The organism is Pedobacter puniceum, from assembly GCF_009674685.1.
GTDB classification, from domain to species: Bacteria; Bacteroidota; Bacteroidia; order Sphingobacteriales; family Sphingobacteriaceae; genus Pseudopedobacter; species Pseudopedobacter puniceum.
Map to the genome: position 1 here is coordinate 455,629 of NZ_WKJI01000001.1, position 14,771 is coordinate 470,399.

The 14,771-nt window shown below is 34.8% G+C and carries 13 protein-coding genes and 1 tRNA gene; 9 read left to right on the top strand and 5 right to left on the bottom strand.

Features of this window, described 5'->3' with window-relative positions:
• Positions 1-378 precede the first annotated feature (378 nt).
• The 9 genes from GJJ64_RS02145 (at position 379) to GJJ64_RS02185 (ending at position 9,752) form a co-directional block, all read left to right on the top strand.
• The gene (locus GJJ64_RS02145; protein ID WP_154286117.1) at positions 379-855 is read left to right on the top strand and encodes a GxxExxY protein; all 477 of its coding nucleotides are present in this window, start codon (positions 379-381) and stop codon (positions 853-855) included.
• A gap of 15 nt (positions 856-870) precedes the next feature.
• Positions 871-1,068, top strand: a complete 198-nt coding sequence (locus GJJ64_RS02150; protein ID WP_195759203.1) for a hypothetical protein — start codon at positions 871-873, stop codon at positions 1,066-1,068.
• Positions 1,069-1,165: 97 nt separating this feature from the next.
• Positions 1,166-1,933, top strand: a complete 768-nt coding sequence (locus tag GJJ64_RS02155) for a hypothetical protein (RefSeq protein ID WP_154286118.1) — start codon at positions 1,166-1,168, stop codon at positions 1,931-1,933.
• A gap of 174 nt (positions 1,934-2,107) precedes the next feature.
• A tRNA-Leu gene (locus GJJ64_RS02160) sits at positions 2,108-2,189 on the top strand.
• Positions 2,190-2,260: 71 nt separating this feature from the next.
• Complete coding sequence (gene tig, locus GJJ64_RS02165; RefSeq protein WP_154286119.1) at positions 2,261-3,604, top strand: trigger factor; 1,344 nt, start codon at positions 2,261-2,263, stop codon at positions 3,602-3,604.
• Positions 3,605-3,880: 276 nt separating this feature from the next.
• Positions 3,881-4,582, top strand: a complete 702-nt coding sequence (locus GJJ64_RS02170) for an ATP-dependent Clp protease proteolytic subunit (RefSeq protein WP_154286120.1) — start codon at positions 3,881-3,883, stop codon at positions 4,580-4,582.
• Positions 4,582-5,823: an ATP-dependent Clp protease ATP-binding subunit ClpX gene (gene clpX, locus GJJ64_RS02175; protein WP_154286121.1), complete on the top strand. Its 1,242-nt coding sequence runs from the start codon at positions 4,582-4,584 to the stop codon at positions 5,821-5,823. Before GJJ64_RS02170 ends, clpX begins: the two co-directional genes overlap by 1 nt.
• Positions 5,824-5,893: 70 nt before the next feature.
• The gene (locus GJJ64_RS02180; RefSeq protein ID WP_154286122.1) at positions 5,894-6,748 is read left to right on the top strand and encodes an AMP nucleosidase; all 855 of its coding nucleotides are present in this window, start codon (positions 5,894-5,896) and stop codon (positions 6,746-6,748) included.
• Positions 6,749-6,923: 175 nt separating this feature from the next.
• Entirely contained in the window at positions 6,924-9,752 is a 2,829-nt protein-coding gene (locus GJJ64_RS02185; protein WP_154286123.1) for an FAD-binding and (Fe-S)-binding domain-containing protein, read from the top strand.
• Between the two features lie 528 nt (positions 9,753-10,280).
• Here GJJ64_RS02185 and GJJ64_RS02190 read toward each other — a convergent pair.
• The 5 genes from GJJ64_RS02190 to GJJ64_RS02210 form a co-directional block, all read right to left on the bottom strand.
• Positions 10,281-11,657, bottom strand: coding sequence for a DUF4861 family protein (locus GJJ64_RS02190; RefSeq protein WP_154286124.1), 1,377 nt, complete (start codon positions 11,655-11,657; stop codon positions 10,281-10,283).
• 80 nt (positions 11,658-11,737) lie between these two features.
• Positions 11,738-12,502: a DUF1570 domain-containing protein gene (locus GJJ64_RS02195; protein ID WP_154286125.1), complete on the bottom strand. Its 765-nt coding sequence runs from the start codon at positions 12,500-12,502 to the stop codon at positions 11,738-11,740.
• On the bottom strand, positions 12,487-13,569 hold the full coding sequence (locus GJJ64_RS02200) for an MBL fold metallo-hydrolase (protein ID WP_229655431.1): 1,083 nt from the start codon (positions 13,567-13,569) through the stop codon (positions 12,487-12,489). The genes GJJ64_RS02195 and GJJ64_RS02200 overlap by 16 nt, the downstream gene beginning before the upstream one ends.
• 4 nt (positions 13,570-13,573) lie before the next feature.
• Positions 13,574-14,458, bottom strand: a complete 885-nt coding sequence (locus GJJ64_RS02205) for an NAD(P)-dependent oxidoreductase (protein ID WP_154286127.1) — start codon at positions 14,456-14,458, stop codon at positions 13,574-13,576.
• A gap of 1 nt (position 14,459) precedes the next feature.
• Entirely contained in the window at positions 14,460-14,771 is a 312-nt protein-coding gene (locus GJJ64_RS02210) for a hypothetical protein (RefSeq protein ID WP_154286128.1), read from the bottom strand.

The window sequence follows — 14,771 nt, forward strand, 5'->3', positions numbered from 1 at the left end:
TGGTTATTTTAGTAGCAGTTAAATGATGATATATTCATCAAAATATCCATAAAGATTTTAAAAAGATGGAATTTAAAATATTGTTTAAAAGAATTTTATTTTATAATTAAAATTCATAAAATTAAGCCACTAAGTATATCCCAATAGAATAACAAATACAAGTAAATGAACTCCACTGAGATAAGAAATAGCAACCTTTTAAAACGATACCGAGCGTTTGGAATACTTGTTTAAAATGTATGAAAAAATATTGCAGAAGCATACACTTTTTGCGAAGCAGAAGAAAAGTCGGAACCGTTGATTGAATCTGATTAATATGATGAATTATGATTTTTGATTAAGTGATTATATTATGATTGACATAAAGAATAAAATTCTATGATTGAAAATACTAACAATATAAAATCAAATGAATCAGATAAATCACAAAAATCAGTGGTTAAGACAAATTATAAATATTCTGAATTAACAGGCAAAATTATTGGCTGTGCAATGGAAGTGCATAAGATATTGGGGAATGGTTTTCAAGAAGTTATTTATCAGAGAGCATTGGCAAAAGAAATGATGTTGCAAGGTATTGGGTTTTCAAGGGAACACGAAATGCCTATTTTTTATAAAGAAGAGCAAATTGGAACAAGAAGAGTAGATTTTTTGATTGAAGACGTAATTTCTGTAGAATTAAAAGCAGTAACAAAAACCGAAGACGTTCATTTGGCTCAAGCTATCAATTATTTGGAGGCTTATAACTTAGAAATTGGTTTGTTGATGAATTTTGGAGCTAAAAGTTTGGAATTTAAACGACTCATCAATTCAAAGTTCAACCAAAAATCAATTCAATCAAGAACATCAATATAATCAGTGGTTCAGACAATGGGAAGCGAACTTATACTATATAAAAATGCTGAGGGGAACATTAAAATTGATGTTCAACTTGAAGGAGAAACTGTTTGGCTCATCCAAGATCAAATGGTTACTTTGTTCGGTAAAGCCAAATCAACCATTAATGAGCATATCAAAAATATATATACGGAAAAAGAACTTGAAGAAGCTGCTACAATGAAGAAATAGCATGATTACAACTTACCAACAAATTTCATAAAAGCATTTTTTATCCATTCAAGAAAATAAATATCTTCGCATCCAAAAATTAATAGACATTATACTTATGAAGAAAAATTTACTTATTGCAATGATAATTGCTAGTGCTACTGTTTTAAAAGCACAAACAACAACAGGTTTAGCTCCAAAGCCAGTTATGGCTAAAATAACTGATAGTTTAAAGAAAGACAGTGTTGCAAAGCCAATTGCACCAAGTTTTTCTAAATTCAGATTAGGTGTAAGCGGAGGTTTAAGTTTTTTATTAGCTAAAATTAGCGACCAAGTACCTGCTGAATCTAAAGAGTATGTAAGAGGTCTTAAATCTGGCGCTCATTTTAGTGTAGATGCGAGTTACTTTTGGAAAGAGCAAATTGGTTTAGGCTTAAAATACATCAATTTTACCTCTAGTAATGAAGGTAGAATTTTCTATGATGATGGATCAGGTTTTGGACCTTCTCTTCAATACTTAGAAGATAATATTACTACACAATTTATTGGTCCGGTACTTTATAGCAGATACTATTCTAAAAACAGGAAAACAGAATTGGTAACAGGTTTTGGTTTGGGTTATTTAGATTATAGAGATAATGGTAGTCTAAATAATACTTATGTAAACATAAAAGGAGGTACTATAGGTTTAAATGCCGACATAAGCGCAGATTTCTACCTTACAAAAAAGCTTTCTTTGGGTTTAGGGATTGGATTAGTAGGGGGGACACTTAGAAAGTTAAAAAGGCAAATAGGAAATATGACCCAAACACTTGAACTAGAAGAAGGTAATTACGAAAGCCTAACTAGATTAGATATTTTCACCGGCTTAAGATGGAAGTTATAAATCTGTAAAGCTTAATGTTTTGCAACCTCTTGATGTAGAAATGTTTAACTGTTTAATCTTAGGTATATCTTTTAAAAATCAAAAAAAATAAGAAAAGCATTTGATTTAAATAAGACAAATTATATCTTTGCAGTCCCAAAACGTTAAAGCCTTTTGGAGAATAAAATCCTAAATGCGGAAGTGGCGTAATTGGTAGCCGCACCAGACTTAGGATCTGGCGCTTCACGGCGTGGGGGTTCGAGTCCCTTCTTCCGCACAAACCAATCCCTTTCAAGAAATTGAGAGGGATTTTTGTATAGAGTCGTATCATTTAAAAAATACTCAGAAATGAACATTACACAGGAAAAGACCGGTGATCTTAATGCAGTGGTAACCGTAAAAATCAGTCCTGATGATTACCAGGAGAAAGTAAATAAAGCCATCAAAGAACAGGCTAAAAAAGCTAAAATTCCAGGATTTCGTCCAGGAATGGTTCCTCCTTCACATATTAAAAAAATGTATGGTAAAAGTATTTTAGTTGATGAAATCAATACCTTGCTTTCTGATACTGTAAATAACTATTTACAACAAAATAACATTGAAATCTTAGGTCAGCCTCTTCCAAAAGAAGATGACAGCCAGTTTAACTGGGATTTTAACGATGAGTTTGTATTCAACTACGAACTAGGCTTAGCACCAGAAATTACTGTTGAGTTTACTTCAAAAGACAAACTAACTCAATACGTAGTAAAAGCAGATAAAGAAACTTTAGATGCTCGTATCAAAAACATCAGAAGAAGTTATGGTAAAATGACTAATCCTGAAGTTGTAGAAGCAGGTGATGTTATTTTTGGAGAGTTTGTTCAGTTAGACCAACATAACGAAGTTTTAGAAGGTGGTATCAATGTAACCTCTTCTTTGAGATTAGAGATTGTAAGTGATGCAAAAGCTCAGAAATCTTTAATCGGCTTGAAAAAAGGCGATGTTGTTGAAGCTTTTGATTTGGTGAATGCTGTTAATGACAATACACAAATTGTTAAAATCTTAAAATTAGATGAGGAGAACCCAATCATCCCTCAAACTAAATTTAAGTTAACCGTTAAAAACATCAACAGATTAGAAGAAGCTGATTTAAATCAGGAGTTTTTTGATAAACTGTTTGGTGAAGGTGCTGTAACCACAGAAGCAGAATTTGTAGCTAAAATTACTGAAGAAATTGAAGCTATGATGGCTCAAGATGCAGACCGTAAGTTAGCAGCAGATTTATACCAATACGGCGCTTCTAAAGCAGATATGCAATTGCCTGATGATTTCTTGAAAAGATGGTTAAAAATGACCAACAAGGAGTTAACCGACGAAGAATTAGAAAAAGGTTATGATGATTTTGCTAAAAACCTAAGATGGACTTTAGTAGAAAACAAAATCATCAAAGATAATAGCATCGAAATTAAATACGAGGATGTGTTAGAAACTGCAAAACAACGTTTAGATGCGCAGTTTAGAATGTACAGCCCTCAAGCTTTAACAGAAGAACAATTAAACCAATACGCAGTACAGTTCTTACAAACAAAAGAAAATGCAAATCGCATTTTTGATGAAGTAAAAGCACAAAAAGTATTTGATTTCTTAAAAACTGTTATCACTTTAGACAAAAAAGAAATTGATTACGTGAAATTTCAAGAATTAGCTTAATTAAACGGCTATCTCATGCAAAAAGCAGCTTCAAAAGAGCTGCTTTTTGTATTTATAAAAAGACATGTAAAGACAATAAACTTTCTTTGCGAAGAGTTGTTAGAGTGATAGTGTATATTTCTAACATCTAAAGAAATTTTATTCTTTTACATTTAAATAAATATTACATATAATTGATGCTAATATTCTTTTTCTTTTAGAAGTTTTAAATAACTTGTCGTAGTTTAAAATCCTTGAAAACGAATTAGAATCTCTAAAATCAAAAATAATTAGGTTATGAGTATAGATAAAAACGAATTCCGTAAATATGCCGTTAAGCACCACAGAATAGGTGGTATGCATGTAGATAAGTATATCAGTAATGTAGAGGGTATCATGATGCCAAAATCAATGACACCTTATATCATAGAAGAGCGTCAGTTAAATGTGGCTCAGATGGATGTTTTTTCAAGATTAATGATGGATCGTATCATTTTCTTGGGAGATGCCGTATATGACCAAAATGCAAATATCATTCAAGCACAGTTGTTGTTCTTACAATCTACAGATGCTAAACGTGATATTCAGATATACATTAACTCGCCAGGAGGTTCTGTATATGCTGGTTTAGGTATTTATGATACCATGCAGTTTATATCGCCAGATGTAGCAACCATTTGTACAGGTATGGCAGCTTCTATGGGGGCGGTATTAATGTGTGCTGGTGCTAAAGGTAAAAGAGCGGCTTTGCCTCATGCCCGTATCATGATTCACCAGCCGTCAGGTGGTGCGCAAGGTGTTGCTTCAGATATGGAGATTAATTTAAGAGAAATGCTGAAGCTGAAAAAAGAACTTTATGATATCATTTCTAAACATTCTGGCCAAACTTATGACTGGGTAGAAAAAGCATCAGACCGCGATTACTGGATGAGAGCAGACGAAGCTAAAGAGTTTGGAATGATTGATGAGGTGTTAAGCGTAAATTCAAATAAACAATAATGAGTAAAAATCAAAAAGATATCAAATGCTCTTTCTGTGGTGCTGGTAAGCAAGATTCTTTAATGCTTATTGCCGGATTGGATGCGCACATTTGTGATAAATGTGTTGCTCAGGCTAATGATATTCTGGCAGAAGAATTTGCCTTAAGAAAAGGTAAAAACGCACATGCCACACTTACTTTATTAAAACCACAAGAAATAAAAAACCATATAGACCAATATGTAATAGGGCAAGATAGCGCTAAAAAAGTATTGTCTGTTGCGGTTTATAACCATTATAAAAGGCTAAACCAAAAAGTTGGTAAAGATGAAATAGAGATTGAAAAATCTAACATCATGATGGTGGGCGAAACAGGTACAGGTAAAACCTTATTAGCTAAAACCATTGCCAAAATTTTAAATGTACCTTTTTGTATTTGTGATGCTACCGTTTTAACCGAAGCAGGTTATGTTGGTGAAGATGTGGAAAGTATATTAACCCGCTTATTGCAAGCTGCAGATTATGATGTAGCTGCCGCAGAAAGAGGTATCGTATATATTGATGAGGTTGATAAAGTAGCTCGTAAAAGCGATAATCCATCTATCACCAGAGACGTATCTGGTGAAGGCGTACAACAGGCCTTGTTGAAAATTTTAGAAGGTACTATTGTAAACGTACCTCCTCAGGGCGGGCGTAAGCATCCAGACCAGAAAATGATTCCGGTTAATACCAATAACATCTTATTTATTTGTGGAGGTGCTTTTGATGGTATCGAGAAGAAAATAGCTAATCGTTTAAGAACACAAACTGTTGGTTATAAAATTAAAGCCGAGGATAGTGAGGTAGATTTAGATAATCTTTATAAATACATTACTCCGCAAGATTTAAAATCTTTCGGGATGATACCAGAGTTAATTGGTCGTGTGCCGGTATTAACTTACCTCAATCCTTTAGATAGAGAAACTTTATTAAACATCTTAACAGAACCTAAAAACTCTTTAATTAAACAGTATAAGAAACTGTTTGAGTATGAGGATATCAGTTTAGAGTTCACTAAAGATGTATGTGAATTTATTGTAGATAAGGCACTAGAGTTTAAATTAGGAGCCCGTGGTTTAAGGTCTATTTGTGAAGCCATCATGATAGATGCGATGTTCGAGATACCATCGCAGAAGCAGAAGTCTAAAACTTTGCTGATAGATATTGATTATGCCCGGGAGAAATTCGAAAAATCAGATCTCAAAAAATTAAAAGTTGCATAATAAAACGCCCCGGATATAAATGACGGGGCGTTTTTGTTATCAACCATGGTTATACTTAAATAAGAAATTTATGAATGAAGAGAAAGACGTGAAAAAGAAGACGGTAAAAGTACCGCAAAATGAAGTTAATAGCCCGGTAAAAGTTGGATTGAAATCTAAAGATGATATTGTAAAAAACTGGTTGCCACGCTATACCGGAAGAGCATTAGATGAATTTGGAGATTATATCATCTTAACAAATTTCTCTAAATATGTGCAGCTATTTTCAGAATGGCATAACGGAGCGCCTATATATGGTTTGGATAAACCTATGCAAAGCGTTACCGCAGATGGTATTACCATTATCAATTTCGGTATGGGTAGTGCATTAGCTGCAACCATGATGGATTTATTAACAGCTATCAAACCTAAAGCAGTAGTTTTCTTGGGTAAATGTGGAGGGTTAAAAAAGAAAAATCAAATAGGCGATTTGATACTCCCTATTGCAGCGATAAGAGGTGAAGGAACTTCCAATGATTATTTACCAGCAGAAGTGCCAGCCTTACCAGCCTTCGCATTACAAAAAGCTATTTCTACAACCATCAGAGACCATTCTAGAGATTATTGGACCGGAACTGTTTATACAACCAATAGAAGGGTATGGGAGCATGATAGAGAGTTTAAGAAATATCTAAAAGGCCTAAGAGCTATGGCTATTGATATGGAAACGGCAACGATATTTACTACCGGCTTTGCTAATAAAATTCCAACAGGTGCTATTTTACTCGTGTCTGACCAACCCATGATTCCGGAAGGTGTTAAAACCGCAGAAGCAGATGCCTCACAAACAGCTGTAAAACATGTAGAATCTCACTTAAAAATAGGTATAGACTCTTTAAAACAACTAATTAATAACGGTTTAACGGTTAAGCATTTGAAGTTTTAAAGATTAAATTTTTAGTTTTATTTAAAGGGTATTGGCATTTTATGGTGATACCCTTTTGTTTTTATATAAGCTTATAAAAAATGCTTTGTCTATTCTCTTTTATAGATATTTATAAGCAATTTTGCCTTCGTCCATCAAATTAAAGAGGCTATTTTAGCACATTAAATATATTTTTATGCAACATATAGGCGAGTTACTGCTGTCAGTTCTTCCAAAAGAAAGAATCAAAACTAGGCTGATAGATTTAGTAGCTTATGCTTCAGATGCAGGTTTTTACCATTTACAACCTAAAGCCGTTGTACAACCTGTTTCTGTTGATGAGGTTATTGCACTTTTTCAATTTTCCTTAAAACATCAAATTCCTTTAACCTTTAGAACTGGCGGAACAAGTTTATCTGGCCAATCCATCACAGATGGTATTTTGGTAGATTTAAGTCAGTATTGGGATAAAGTTATTGTAGAGAACGAAGGTAAATATGTAAGGGTGCAACCCGGGGTTATTGGTGCTAAAGTAAATCATACCTTAAAGAGATACGGTAAAAAAATGGGTCCTGATCCATCTAGCATCAATTCTGCTATGATGGGGGGGATACTTTCTAATAACTCTAGTGGGATGTGTTGCGGTGTTAAACATAATTCTTACCATACCACTAAATATATCCGCTTTGTATTGCCAAACGGCTTAGTTTTCTCAACCGAGCATCAGCAAGATTACCAAAGGTTTAAAGAAGAGTGTCCGGCTATTTATCAGCAAATCATCCATTTAAAAGCTCAAATTACTGCCGATGAAACTATACAGGATTTCATCAGAGCTAAATATCAAACTAAAAATACGGTAGGTTATTCTGTAAATGCTTTTATAGATTATGATGAGCCTTTAGACATTTTAGCACATTTATTAATTGGTGCAGAAGGAACTTTAGGCTTTATAGCCGAAGCAGTTTTAGAAACTTTAGATGATTACAAAGAGAAATCAACCGCTTTACTTTACTTTCCTAATATTTATGAAGCCTGTAAAGCTATTATCCCGTTAACGGTTTCTGGAGCAGAAGCTGTGGAATTGATGGATAGGGCTTCTTTACGTTCTATAGAACACATTAAGGGTGTACCCGATATTTTAAAATCTTTACCAGAAAGTGCGTCAGCTTTACTGATAGAATATCAGGCAAATACGCAGGAAGATCTGCAATTAAAAATTAACCAGTTTTTTGCGCTAGCGCCAGATTTAAAGCTTTTAAACAGTGCCGAGTTTACTACAGATCCTTACCAGCAGGAGTTTTTATGGAAGCTACGTAAAGGTATGTTCCCATCAGTAGGTGCAGTAAGAGCAAGCGGCTCTACGGTAATTTTAGAAGATGTGGCTTTCCCAGTAGCTTATTTGGGCGATGCTATTTCTGATTTACAGGTGCTTTTTAAGCAATATCAATACTATAACGCCATTATTTTTGGTCATGCTAAGGATGGTAATATCCATTTCGTTGTAACACAATCTTTTAACACACCAGAAGAAATAAAACGTTATGATAGCTTTTTAAAAGATGTTGTTGATTTAGTTATCCGTAAATATAAAGGTACTTTAAAGGCCGAACATGGTACAGGAAGAAACATGGCGCCATTTGTAGCTACCGAGTGGGGAGAAGATATCTACCAAGTGATGAAAGCTTTAAAAGAGCTGATAGATCCTCAAAACTTATTAAATCCGGGTGTTATCATCAATGCTAACAAACAAGCTCATATCCAATATTTAAAAGATTTACCTTCTGTAGAAGAAGAGGTTGATAAATGTATGGAGTGCGGTTATTGCGAGTATATTTGCCCTAGTAGAAATATTACCCTAACTCCTCGTCAACGTATCGTTGTGAGGCGTGAGTTGGCTAACTTACGTGATAAAGGAGAATATCAAAAACATCAAGAGCTATTACAGCAGTTTCAATACGATGGTATGGATACCTGTGCTGTTGATGGTTTATGTGCTACTGCTTGCCCAGTAGAAATTAATACCGGCGATTTAATTAAGCGGCTGAGAAGAGAAAGCCATAACAGGTTTGCCAATAATACAGCGCTATGGGTAGCCAAAAACTTTGCTTTGGCAGAAACTTTTGCCGGTTTAGGGGTGAAAGTTGGAGAGGGTTTAAATGCTGCTTTTGGTAAAAACAGTATGCGCAACTTTACCCAAGCTGTTAAAAAGCAAATCCCGAGTTTCCCTTTATGGTCTAATCAATTAAAATCTGCCGGAAAAACTGCTATTTTTAAGCAAAACAACACTTTAAATGGTGTAGTTTATGCGCCTACATGTATCTCTAGAACTATGGGAGGCAGCATAGAAAAAGGGAAAAAGAATATTATCTCTACCATGGCTGCTATTTCAGAAAAAGCAGGGTTAAGTTTTATTATTCCAAAAGAGATTGATGGTTTATGTTGCGGACAAATTTTTTCTTCTAAAGGCTATCAGGATGCTTACCAATATACCAGTAATAAAACCATAGAAAAATTATGGGCAGCTACAGACGGTGGAAGATTACCCGTGATGTTAGATATAAGTTCTTGTACTTATACTTTGCAGGGATGTAGAAGAGTGCTGACAGAAGCTAATAAATTAAAATTTGATGCACTCAAAATTATTGATAGTATTGATTATATAGCCGATTATGTAATCCCAAGGTTAAAGAACATCCGTAAAAAAAGAAACATTGTATTGCATCCAGTTTGCTCATTAAAGAAGATGGGTTTACAGCAAAAGTTTATAAAAGTAGCGCAGTTTTTTGCCGATGAGGTTACTGTTCCTTTTAGCGCAGGCTGTTGCGGTATGGCAGGAGATCGTGGCTTTCTTTTTCCAGAGTTAACAGCTTCTGCAACTTTACCAGAAGCCCAAGAAGTTAATGCTTGCGGTACTTTTGATGGTTACTATTCTAGCGGAAAAACTTGCGAAATGGCTATGTCTGAAGCAGTAGGGCATAACTATGAATCTATTGTGTATTTGGTAGATGAGTGTTTGGAGGGGTAGTTGGTTAAGTTTTAGTTGGTTAGTTTGTTAGGTGGTTAGGTTCTAGTTTGTTAGGTGGTTAGGTTCTAGTTTGTTAGATGGTTAGTTCTAAAATATGGGGACTTATCTTGCGCTCGTTTTTTATCTTGCGCTCGTTTGTAACGAGTGCTTAATGTGGTTCTACGATTTCATCGTTTTTAATCTTTAAGGCTTAATTTTTAACCACAAAGTTCGCAGAGGACACAGAGCTGGGTGGTAAGTTTTATTGATTGATTTTTGAATGAGAGAATAATTGATTTTGCAGAAGTTATTGTTTGTAGATTACCGGTTACCAATTACCAGTTACCACTTCTGGGTAGTGAGTTTCCTATTTTTAATTTTTCCTTTTTAATTTTTCTGCTCCTTATCTTGCGCTCGTTTGCAACGAGTGCTTAATATGGTTTTACGATTTCATCGTTTTTAACCTCCGTGGTAAAAATATAAAACAGTGTTCTCCAAGAAGAATATTAAGCTTTATAAATCTTGGTGAACACTGTGGTTTAAAACAAATTACTTCTTATTCTCTATAAAAGGTTTTAAAAACCTTACCGGGCTATTAAACTCTTTTGTGGTTTTTACCACATAATCCTGAAAAGAAGCTGCTGTATTTAAAACTGCTCCATCTTTCCAAGCAGCAAATATGGCATATTCAAAACTATTCTCCTTTGGTGCTTGAATTTTAAAAGTGTGGTTACCACCACGGTCTGCCGAGAATTGGTATTGTGGTTTGTAAACATCTTTCACAACAATGGCTTTTCCTATAAAATCCATCATGTATTCTGCTCTGTCATCTATCTTCTCTGGGTCTTTAATACCTTCTGGTCCAGAGGATATAATGATACCATTTTGTTGAAATAAATCTTCTTTACCCGGTTTTTTACGAATACCACATCCCATTAAAACATCTAAGTTTTTGGGGAAAAACCTGGTGTAGTTTACTTGGCAAGTGCTATAGTTTTGATGCGCATAAGCTGTGTAAAATTGTTCTAGCTCATAAAAGCCTTTACCAGAATCCCAGTTCATGGTTTTTATTTTGATGATGGAGCGCATAGGACCGTTTACTACAACATCATAAGCATAACGGGTATCACTTATTTGCCCAGCATTCCACATACTTTTAGGTGCTAAAGCCGCTTTTGCAGGTGTAAAACGAGGTCGGGTGACAGAGTCTGGCTTTGCCGGATTTTCAAAAAGGCAGATAGCACCACCTCCAAAACTATCTCCTACACTTTGTATATCAGAACCTAAATCTTTAGAGATATTACTTACTCCGTAACCATCTAAATTTTCCATATATAGGCGTTGTGCCATCAGTAAAGGTTTTCTTTTAGCAAAAACATCTACCGAGTTTGCAAACCATATTTTCCAGCCTACATGTTCTGATTCCCAGAAAGGCATAATATGTCTGGTATAACTGCCAATGTTTGCATGAGTATAATGTTTATTCCAACCTCTAATATTCTCGCCCATATAAATGTAAATGGTTTTACTTTCTTTAGGCTTTAAATCGGTCATGAAAAATAATTCATCCCAAATGCCATCTTTATCCAAATCATCTAATTGATGAAAAATGGCATGTCCGTTGGTTTCTTTCCTTAGCTCATGCCCGCCTTGGTTTCTTAGTTGCTGTTCGCTAGGTTCTGGTGCTGGGGGTAAAGAAGGGTCTACCACAGTTATCCACATTTCATGAATATCAGGAAGGGGGAAATCTTTTCTTTTGATGATGATAGGGCAGTTTTCTCTGCTGATATCAAGATCATTTACTAAAGTATAAGCAATTCTTTGTGAAGGATAAAAATCGCCTTGCGTGTACCATGATTTATTTTGTGCAGAAGCAAAAACACTACAAAGCAATAACAAAGCCGATAGGATGGATTTTGTGAACATGTTTTAAAATATGATGTAAAAAAATTGGTTTATCGATATAGAAATCGATTTCAAATATAGCAATATTTTAAAAAGATGTTTTATCGGTAATAGAAATTAAAATTTCTTTCAAAACTATCTAAGCCTCCAAATAAGATATCAAAAATTTGTTCTGTACTTAGTCCTTTCTTCATCATATTAGCCATTTTACCAATTAACAAAGGGTTTTGTTTGATGATGTAATAAACCATACAGTAAGAGATGGTGTACATGTCTTTCACTTTGTTTTTGTCTTGCCAGCTGTTATGGCTGTTTAAGAAAGCACTGATGTTTGTAGGAGTATTTCTATTATCGACTTTCATTTTATCCAGATAATGAAATTGAGCATTCACTTGGATTTTATAGTTTTCTTCTTTTAGAGATTCTAAAAACTCTGCTAAACCTTCATTAAACCATCTGGGTGGGTTTTTGATGCTATGCCTTAGTAGGGCATGGCTCATCTCATGTAAAATAATCTCTATATCTGCAACGCTCTGGTAAAGTACGTAGGATTGGTTGGTTATGGGCGAATAAAATCCAGATTCTGTGAGTCCTTTTAAGCCAAATTCTTGTAAAAGGGCTCTAAAGTCTTTTCCTTTGTTATATAAGTTAATGTTGATAGTTAAGCTGTCATTTTCTGCATCCTTAAATAAACCATTAAAAATTTTCACTTCATAGGTTGCTAAGCGTTCTATTTTAGCTCTTTCTTCTGGTCTTAAGCTAAAACCAATTTCTTTAATTGCTAATTTCTGACTGTAACAGCCAAAGCTGCAAAGCAATAGTGATATAATGATAGATAGTTTCACGAGTTTTAATTTTGCCACCATTTTGTTGTTTTATCCATATTTGTTAAGGATAATGGTTCTCCTATACGTGGCGTTTGTAAGCTAAGGTTTTTTGCTTTAGCTACATAAGTTAGCTTATTTATAGGTTCTGTCCAGTTGTGTAAGGCTAAGCTAAATTTAGCCCAATGAACAGGCAGAAGTTGTTTGGTTTTTAAATCAGCGGCAGCTTGCGCAACTTGCTCTGGAAACATATGAATAAGCGGCCAGTTAGTGCCATATTGCCCACATTCTAGAATAGCTAAATCAAAAGGGCCGTATTTATCGCCTATAGTTTTAAAATGGGTATCATAGCCAGAATCTCCACCCAAGTAAATATTTAATTTATCACTTTTAAAAACAAAAGAGCTCCATAAAGTATTACCTCTGGTAAATTTCCTGCCAGAAAAATGTCTTGCCGGAGTAGCCGTTATCTTAAAATCTAAAAGCTGAGTTTCATCATGCCAATCTAAAGATTTGATAGCTTCAGTGTTTGCTCCCCAGTGGATTAAATGGGCTTCAACACCTAAAGGAACAATGAAGTTTTTCGTCTTCGGAATTAATTTTTTGATAGTTTGGTAATCTAAATGGTCATAATGATCATGTGTGATGATTAAAATATCAATCTCTGGAAAATCAGCAGCGCCGTAATCATAGCTAAACTTAAATGGTTTCCCGAAAAGTGGGATAGGAGAGGCTCTGTTGAAAACAGGGTCAACCAGAATGGTTTTTCCATCAATAAGCATCAAATAGGATGAATGCCCGAACCAAATGATTAAGGGTTCATCAGATTTAAGGTTTTTTAAATCGGTTTTAACAACTTCAATTGGTTGCTTAGGCTCTGTTTCTTCTTTGTTAAAAATAAACTCTTGTAAAACTTTAAAAAAAGATGATTCTGGCAAGCTTACTGTAGTTGGTGAAAGGTTTTGGAAGCTTCCATCTTTGTAATTTGGTGAAGCTTCTATTCTTTTGATTTGTGTTTCGTTTGGTGAGCCACCAAAAACCGCCGACTGTAAAAATAGGTAAGTCGCAATTGCTAATGAAGCAATAAAAACTAAGAAGTATAGCATCATTTTTTTAAATACCCGCATCGTTAGAAACTCCTTTAGCTATACTCTCTGCCCAATCTTGCTCTCCTTTACCTTGTGCTATAGCGCCGAGTAAGCGGTTATAAACCAAGTTAAGTAATGGAGCAGGCATTTCTGCATCTAAAGCCATTTTAGAGGCTAAGCGAGCATCTTTAAAGCCCAGTGTAGATTTAAAACCTACCGGTTGATAATTGTTGTTGGCAATTAAAGTTCCGTAGTTTTTATAAATAGGAGCATTAAAAACTGTATTTCCAAAGAAATCAGCTACCTGCTTACGGTCTAAACCATTTTTTTCTGCCAGAGTAAAGGCTTCTGCCATGGTTTCCATAGAAGCCATAATCATGAAATTGCCAGTAAGTTTAAGCACATTGGCGGCTTTAACATCCTCACCAAAATCATAAACGGCTTGTCCAACTTGTTCTAACAATGGCTTAGCCAATTGTTTAGCCTGTTCTTGCCCTGATAAACAAATGAATAATTTTGCTTCTGCGGCAGCGGTTGGTCGGCCAAAAACAGGGCTACTTAAATAAAAAGAGCCATTTTTTTGGTGCATTTCATTTAAGTTGGCAGCGGTTTCTGGCGCTATAGTACTCATGCTGATGTGTATTGCACCTTTTTTTAAAGCTAAGATAAAGCCGTTTTCACCTTTACATACTTGATTTAAAGAGTCATCATCAGCAAGCATGGTAAAAATAAAATCTTTATCGGCAACAGCTTCTGCTGGGCTACTTGCCAGTTGAAAATTTCCTGTAAGTTGTTGTGCTTTTACGGCAGAGCGGTTATAGACACTTACTTCATGCCTGGCATTAATGAGGTTTTGTGCTATGGGAATACCCATATTTCCTAAACCAAGGAAAGCTATTTTCTTTGTCATTTTAACTGATATAATCTCGGTCTTCATCACTTAAACCTTTTTTGTCATTATGATTTAAGTAGTCGTCATTGGGGTTGTTTACTTCAAAAGGAATATCTCTTGCACTTTCTGTAGCTAAAGGTGTTTTCTTTTTTGGTCTGGCAATAATTAATCCCAGTATAAAACCAAACACGGTTACAATGAGCATCATGAGGAGTTTAGAAACGTAAATTTCTTTCCAGAGGATGGTGAACAAAACTTCATCGGTGTTTTGCATAAAAACAACGGTAATTAAGACCGATAGTATGATAATTGTTAATGTTTTAAAGCTCAT

Coding starts and splice junctions, on each gene's coding strand:
- GJJ64_RS02145 (WP_154286117.1), top strand. CDS start 379: ATGATTGAAAATACTAACAATATAAAATCAAATGAATCAGATAAATCA.
- GJJ64_RS02150 (WP_195759203.1), top strand. CDS start 871: ATGGGAAGCGAACTTATACTATATAAAAATGCTGAGGGGAACATTAAA.
- GJJ64_RS02155 (WP_154286118.1), top strand. CDS start 1,166: ATGAAGAAAAATTTACTTATTGCAATGATAATTGCTAGTGCTACTGTT.
- tig (WP_154286119.1), top strand. CDS start 2,261: ATGAACATTACACAGGAAAAGACCGGTGATCTTAATGCAGTGGTAACC.
- GJJ64_RS02170 (WP_154286120.1), top strand. CDS start 3,881: ATGAGTATAGATAAAAACGAATTCCGTAAATATGCCGTTAAGCACCAC.
- clpX (WP_154286121.1), top strand. CDS start 4,582: ATGAGTAAAAATCAAAAAGATATCAAATGCTCTTTCTGTGGTGCTGGT.
- GJJ64_RS02180 (WP_154286122.1), top strand. CDS start 5,894: ATGAATGAAGAGAAAGACGTGAAAAAGAAGACGGTAAAAGTACCGCAA.
- GJJ64_RS02185 (WP_154286123.1), top strand. CDS start 6,924: ATGCAACATATAGGCGAGTTACTGCTGTCAGTTCTTCCAAAAGAAAGA.
- GJJ64_RS02190 (WP_154286124.1), bottom strand. CDS start 11,657: ATGTTCACAAAATCCATCCTATCGGCTTTGTTATTGCTTTGTAGTGTT.
- GJJ64_RS02195 (WP_154286125.1), bottom strand. CDS start 12,502: ATGGTGGCAAAATTAAAACTCGTGAAACTATCTATCATTATATCACTA.
- GJJ64_RS02200 (WP_229655431.1), bottom strand. CDS start 13,569: ATGATGCTATACTTCTTAGTTTTTATTGCTTCATTAGCAATTGCGACT.
- GJJ64_RS02205 (WP_154286127.1), bottom strand. CDS start 14,458: ATGACAAAGAAAATAGCTTTCCTTGGTTTAGGAAATATGGGTATTCCC.
- GJJ64_RS02210 (WP_154286128.1), bottom strand. CDS start 14,771: ATGAGCTTTAAAACATTAACAATTATCATACTATCGGTCTTAATTACC.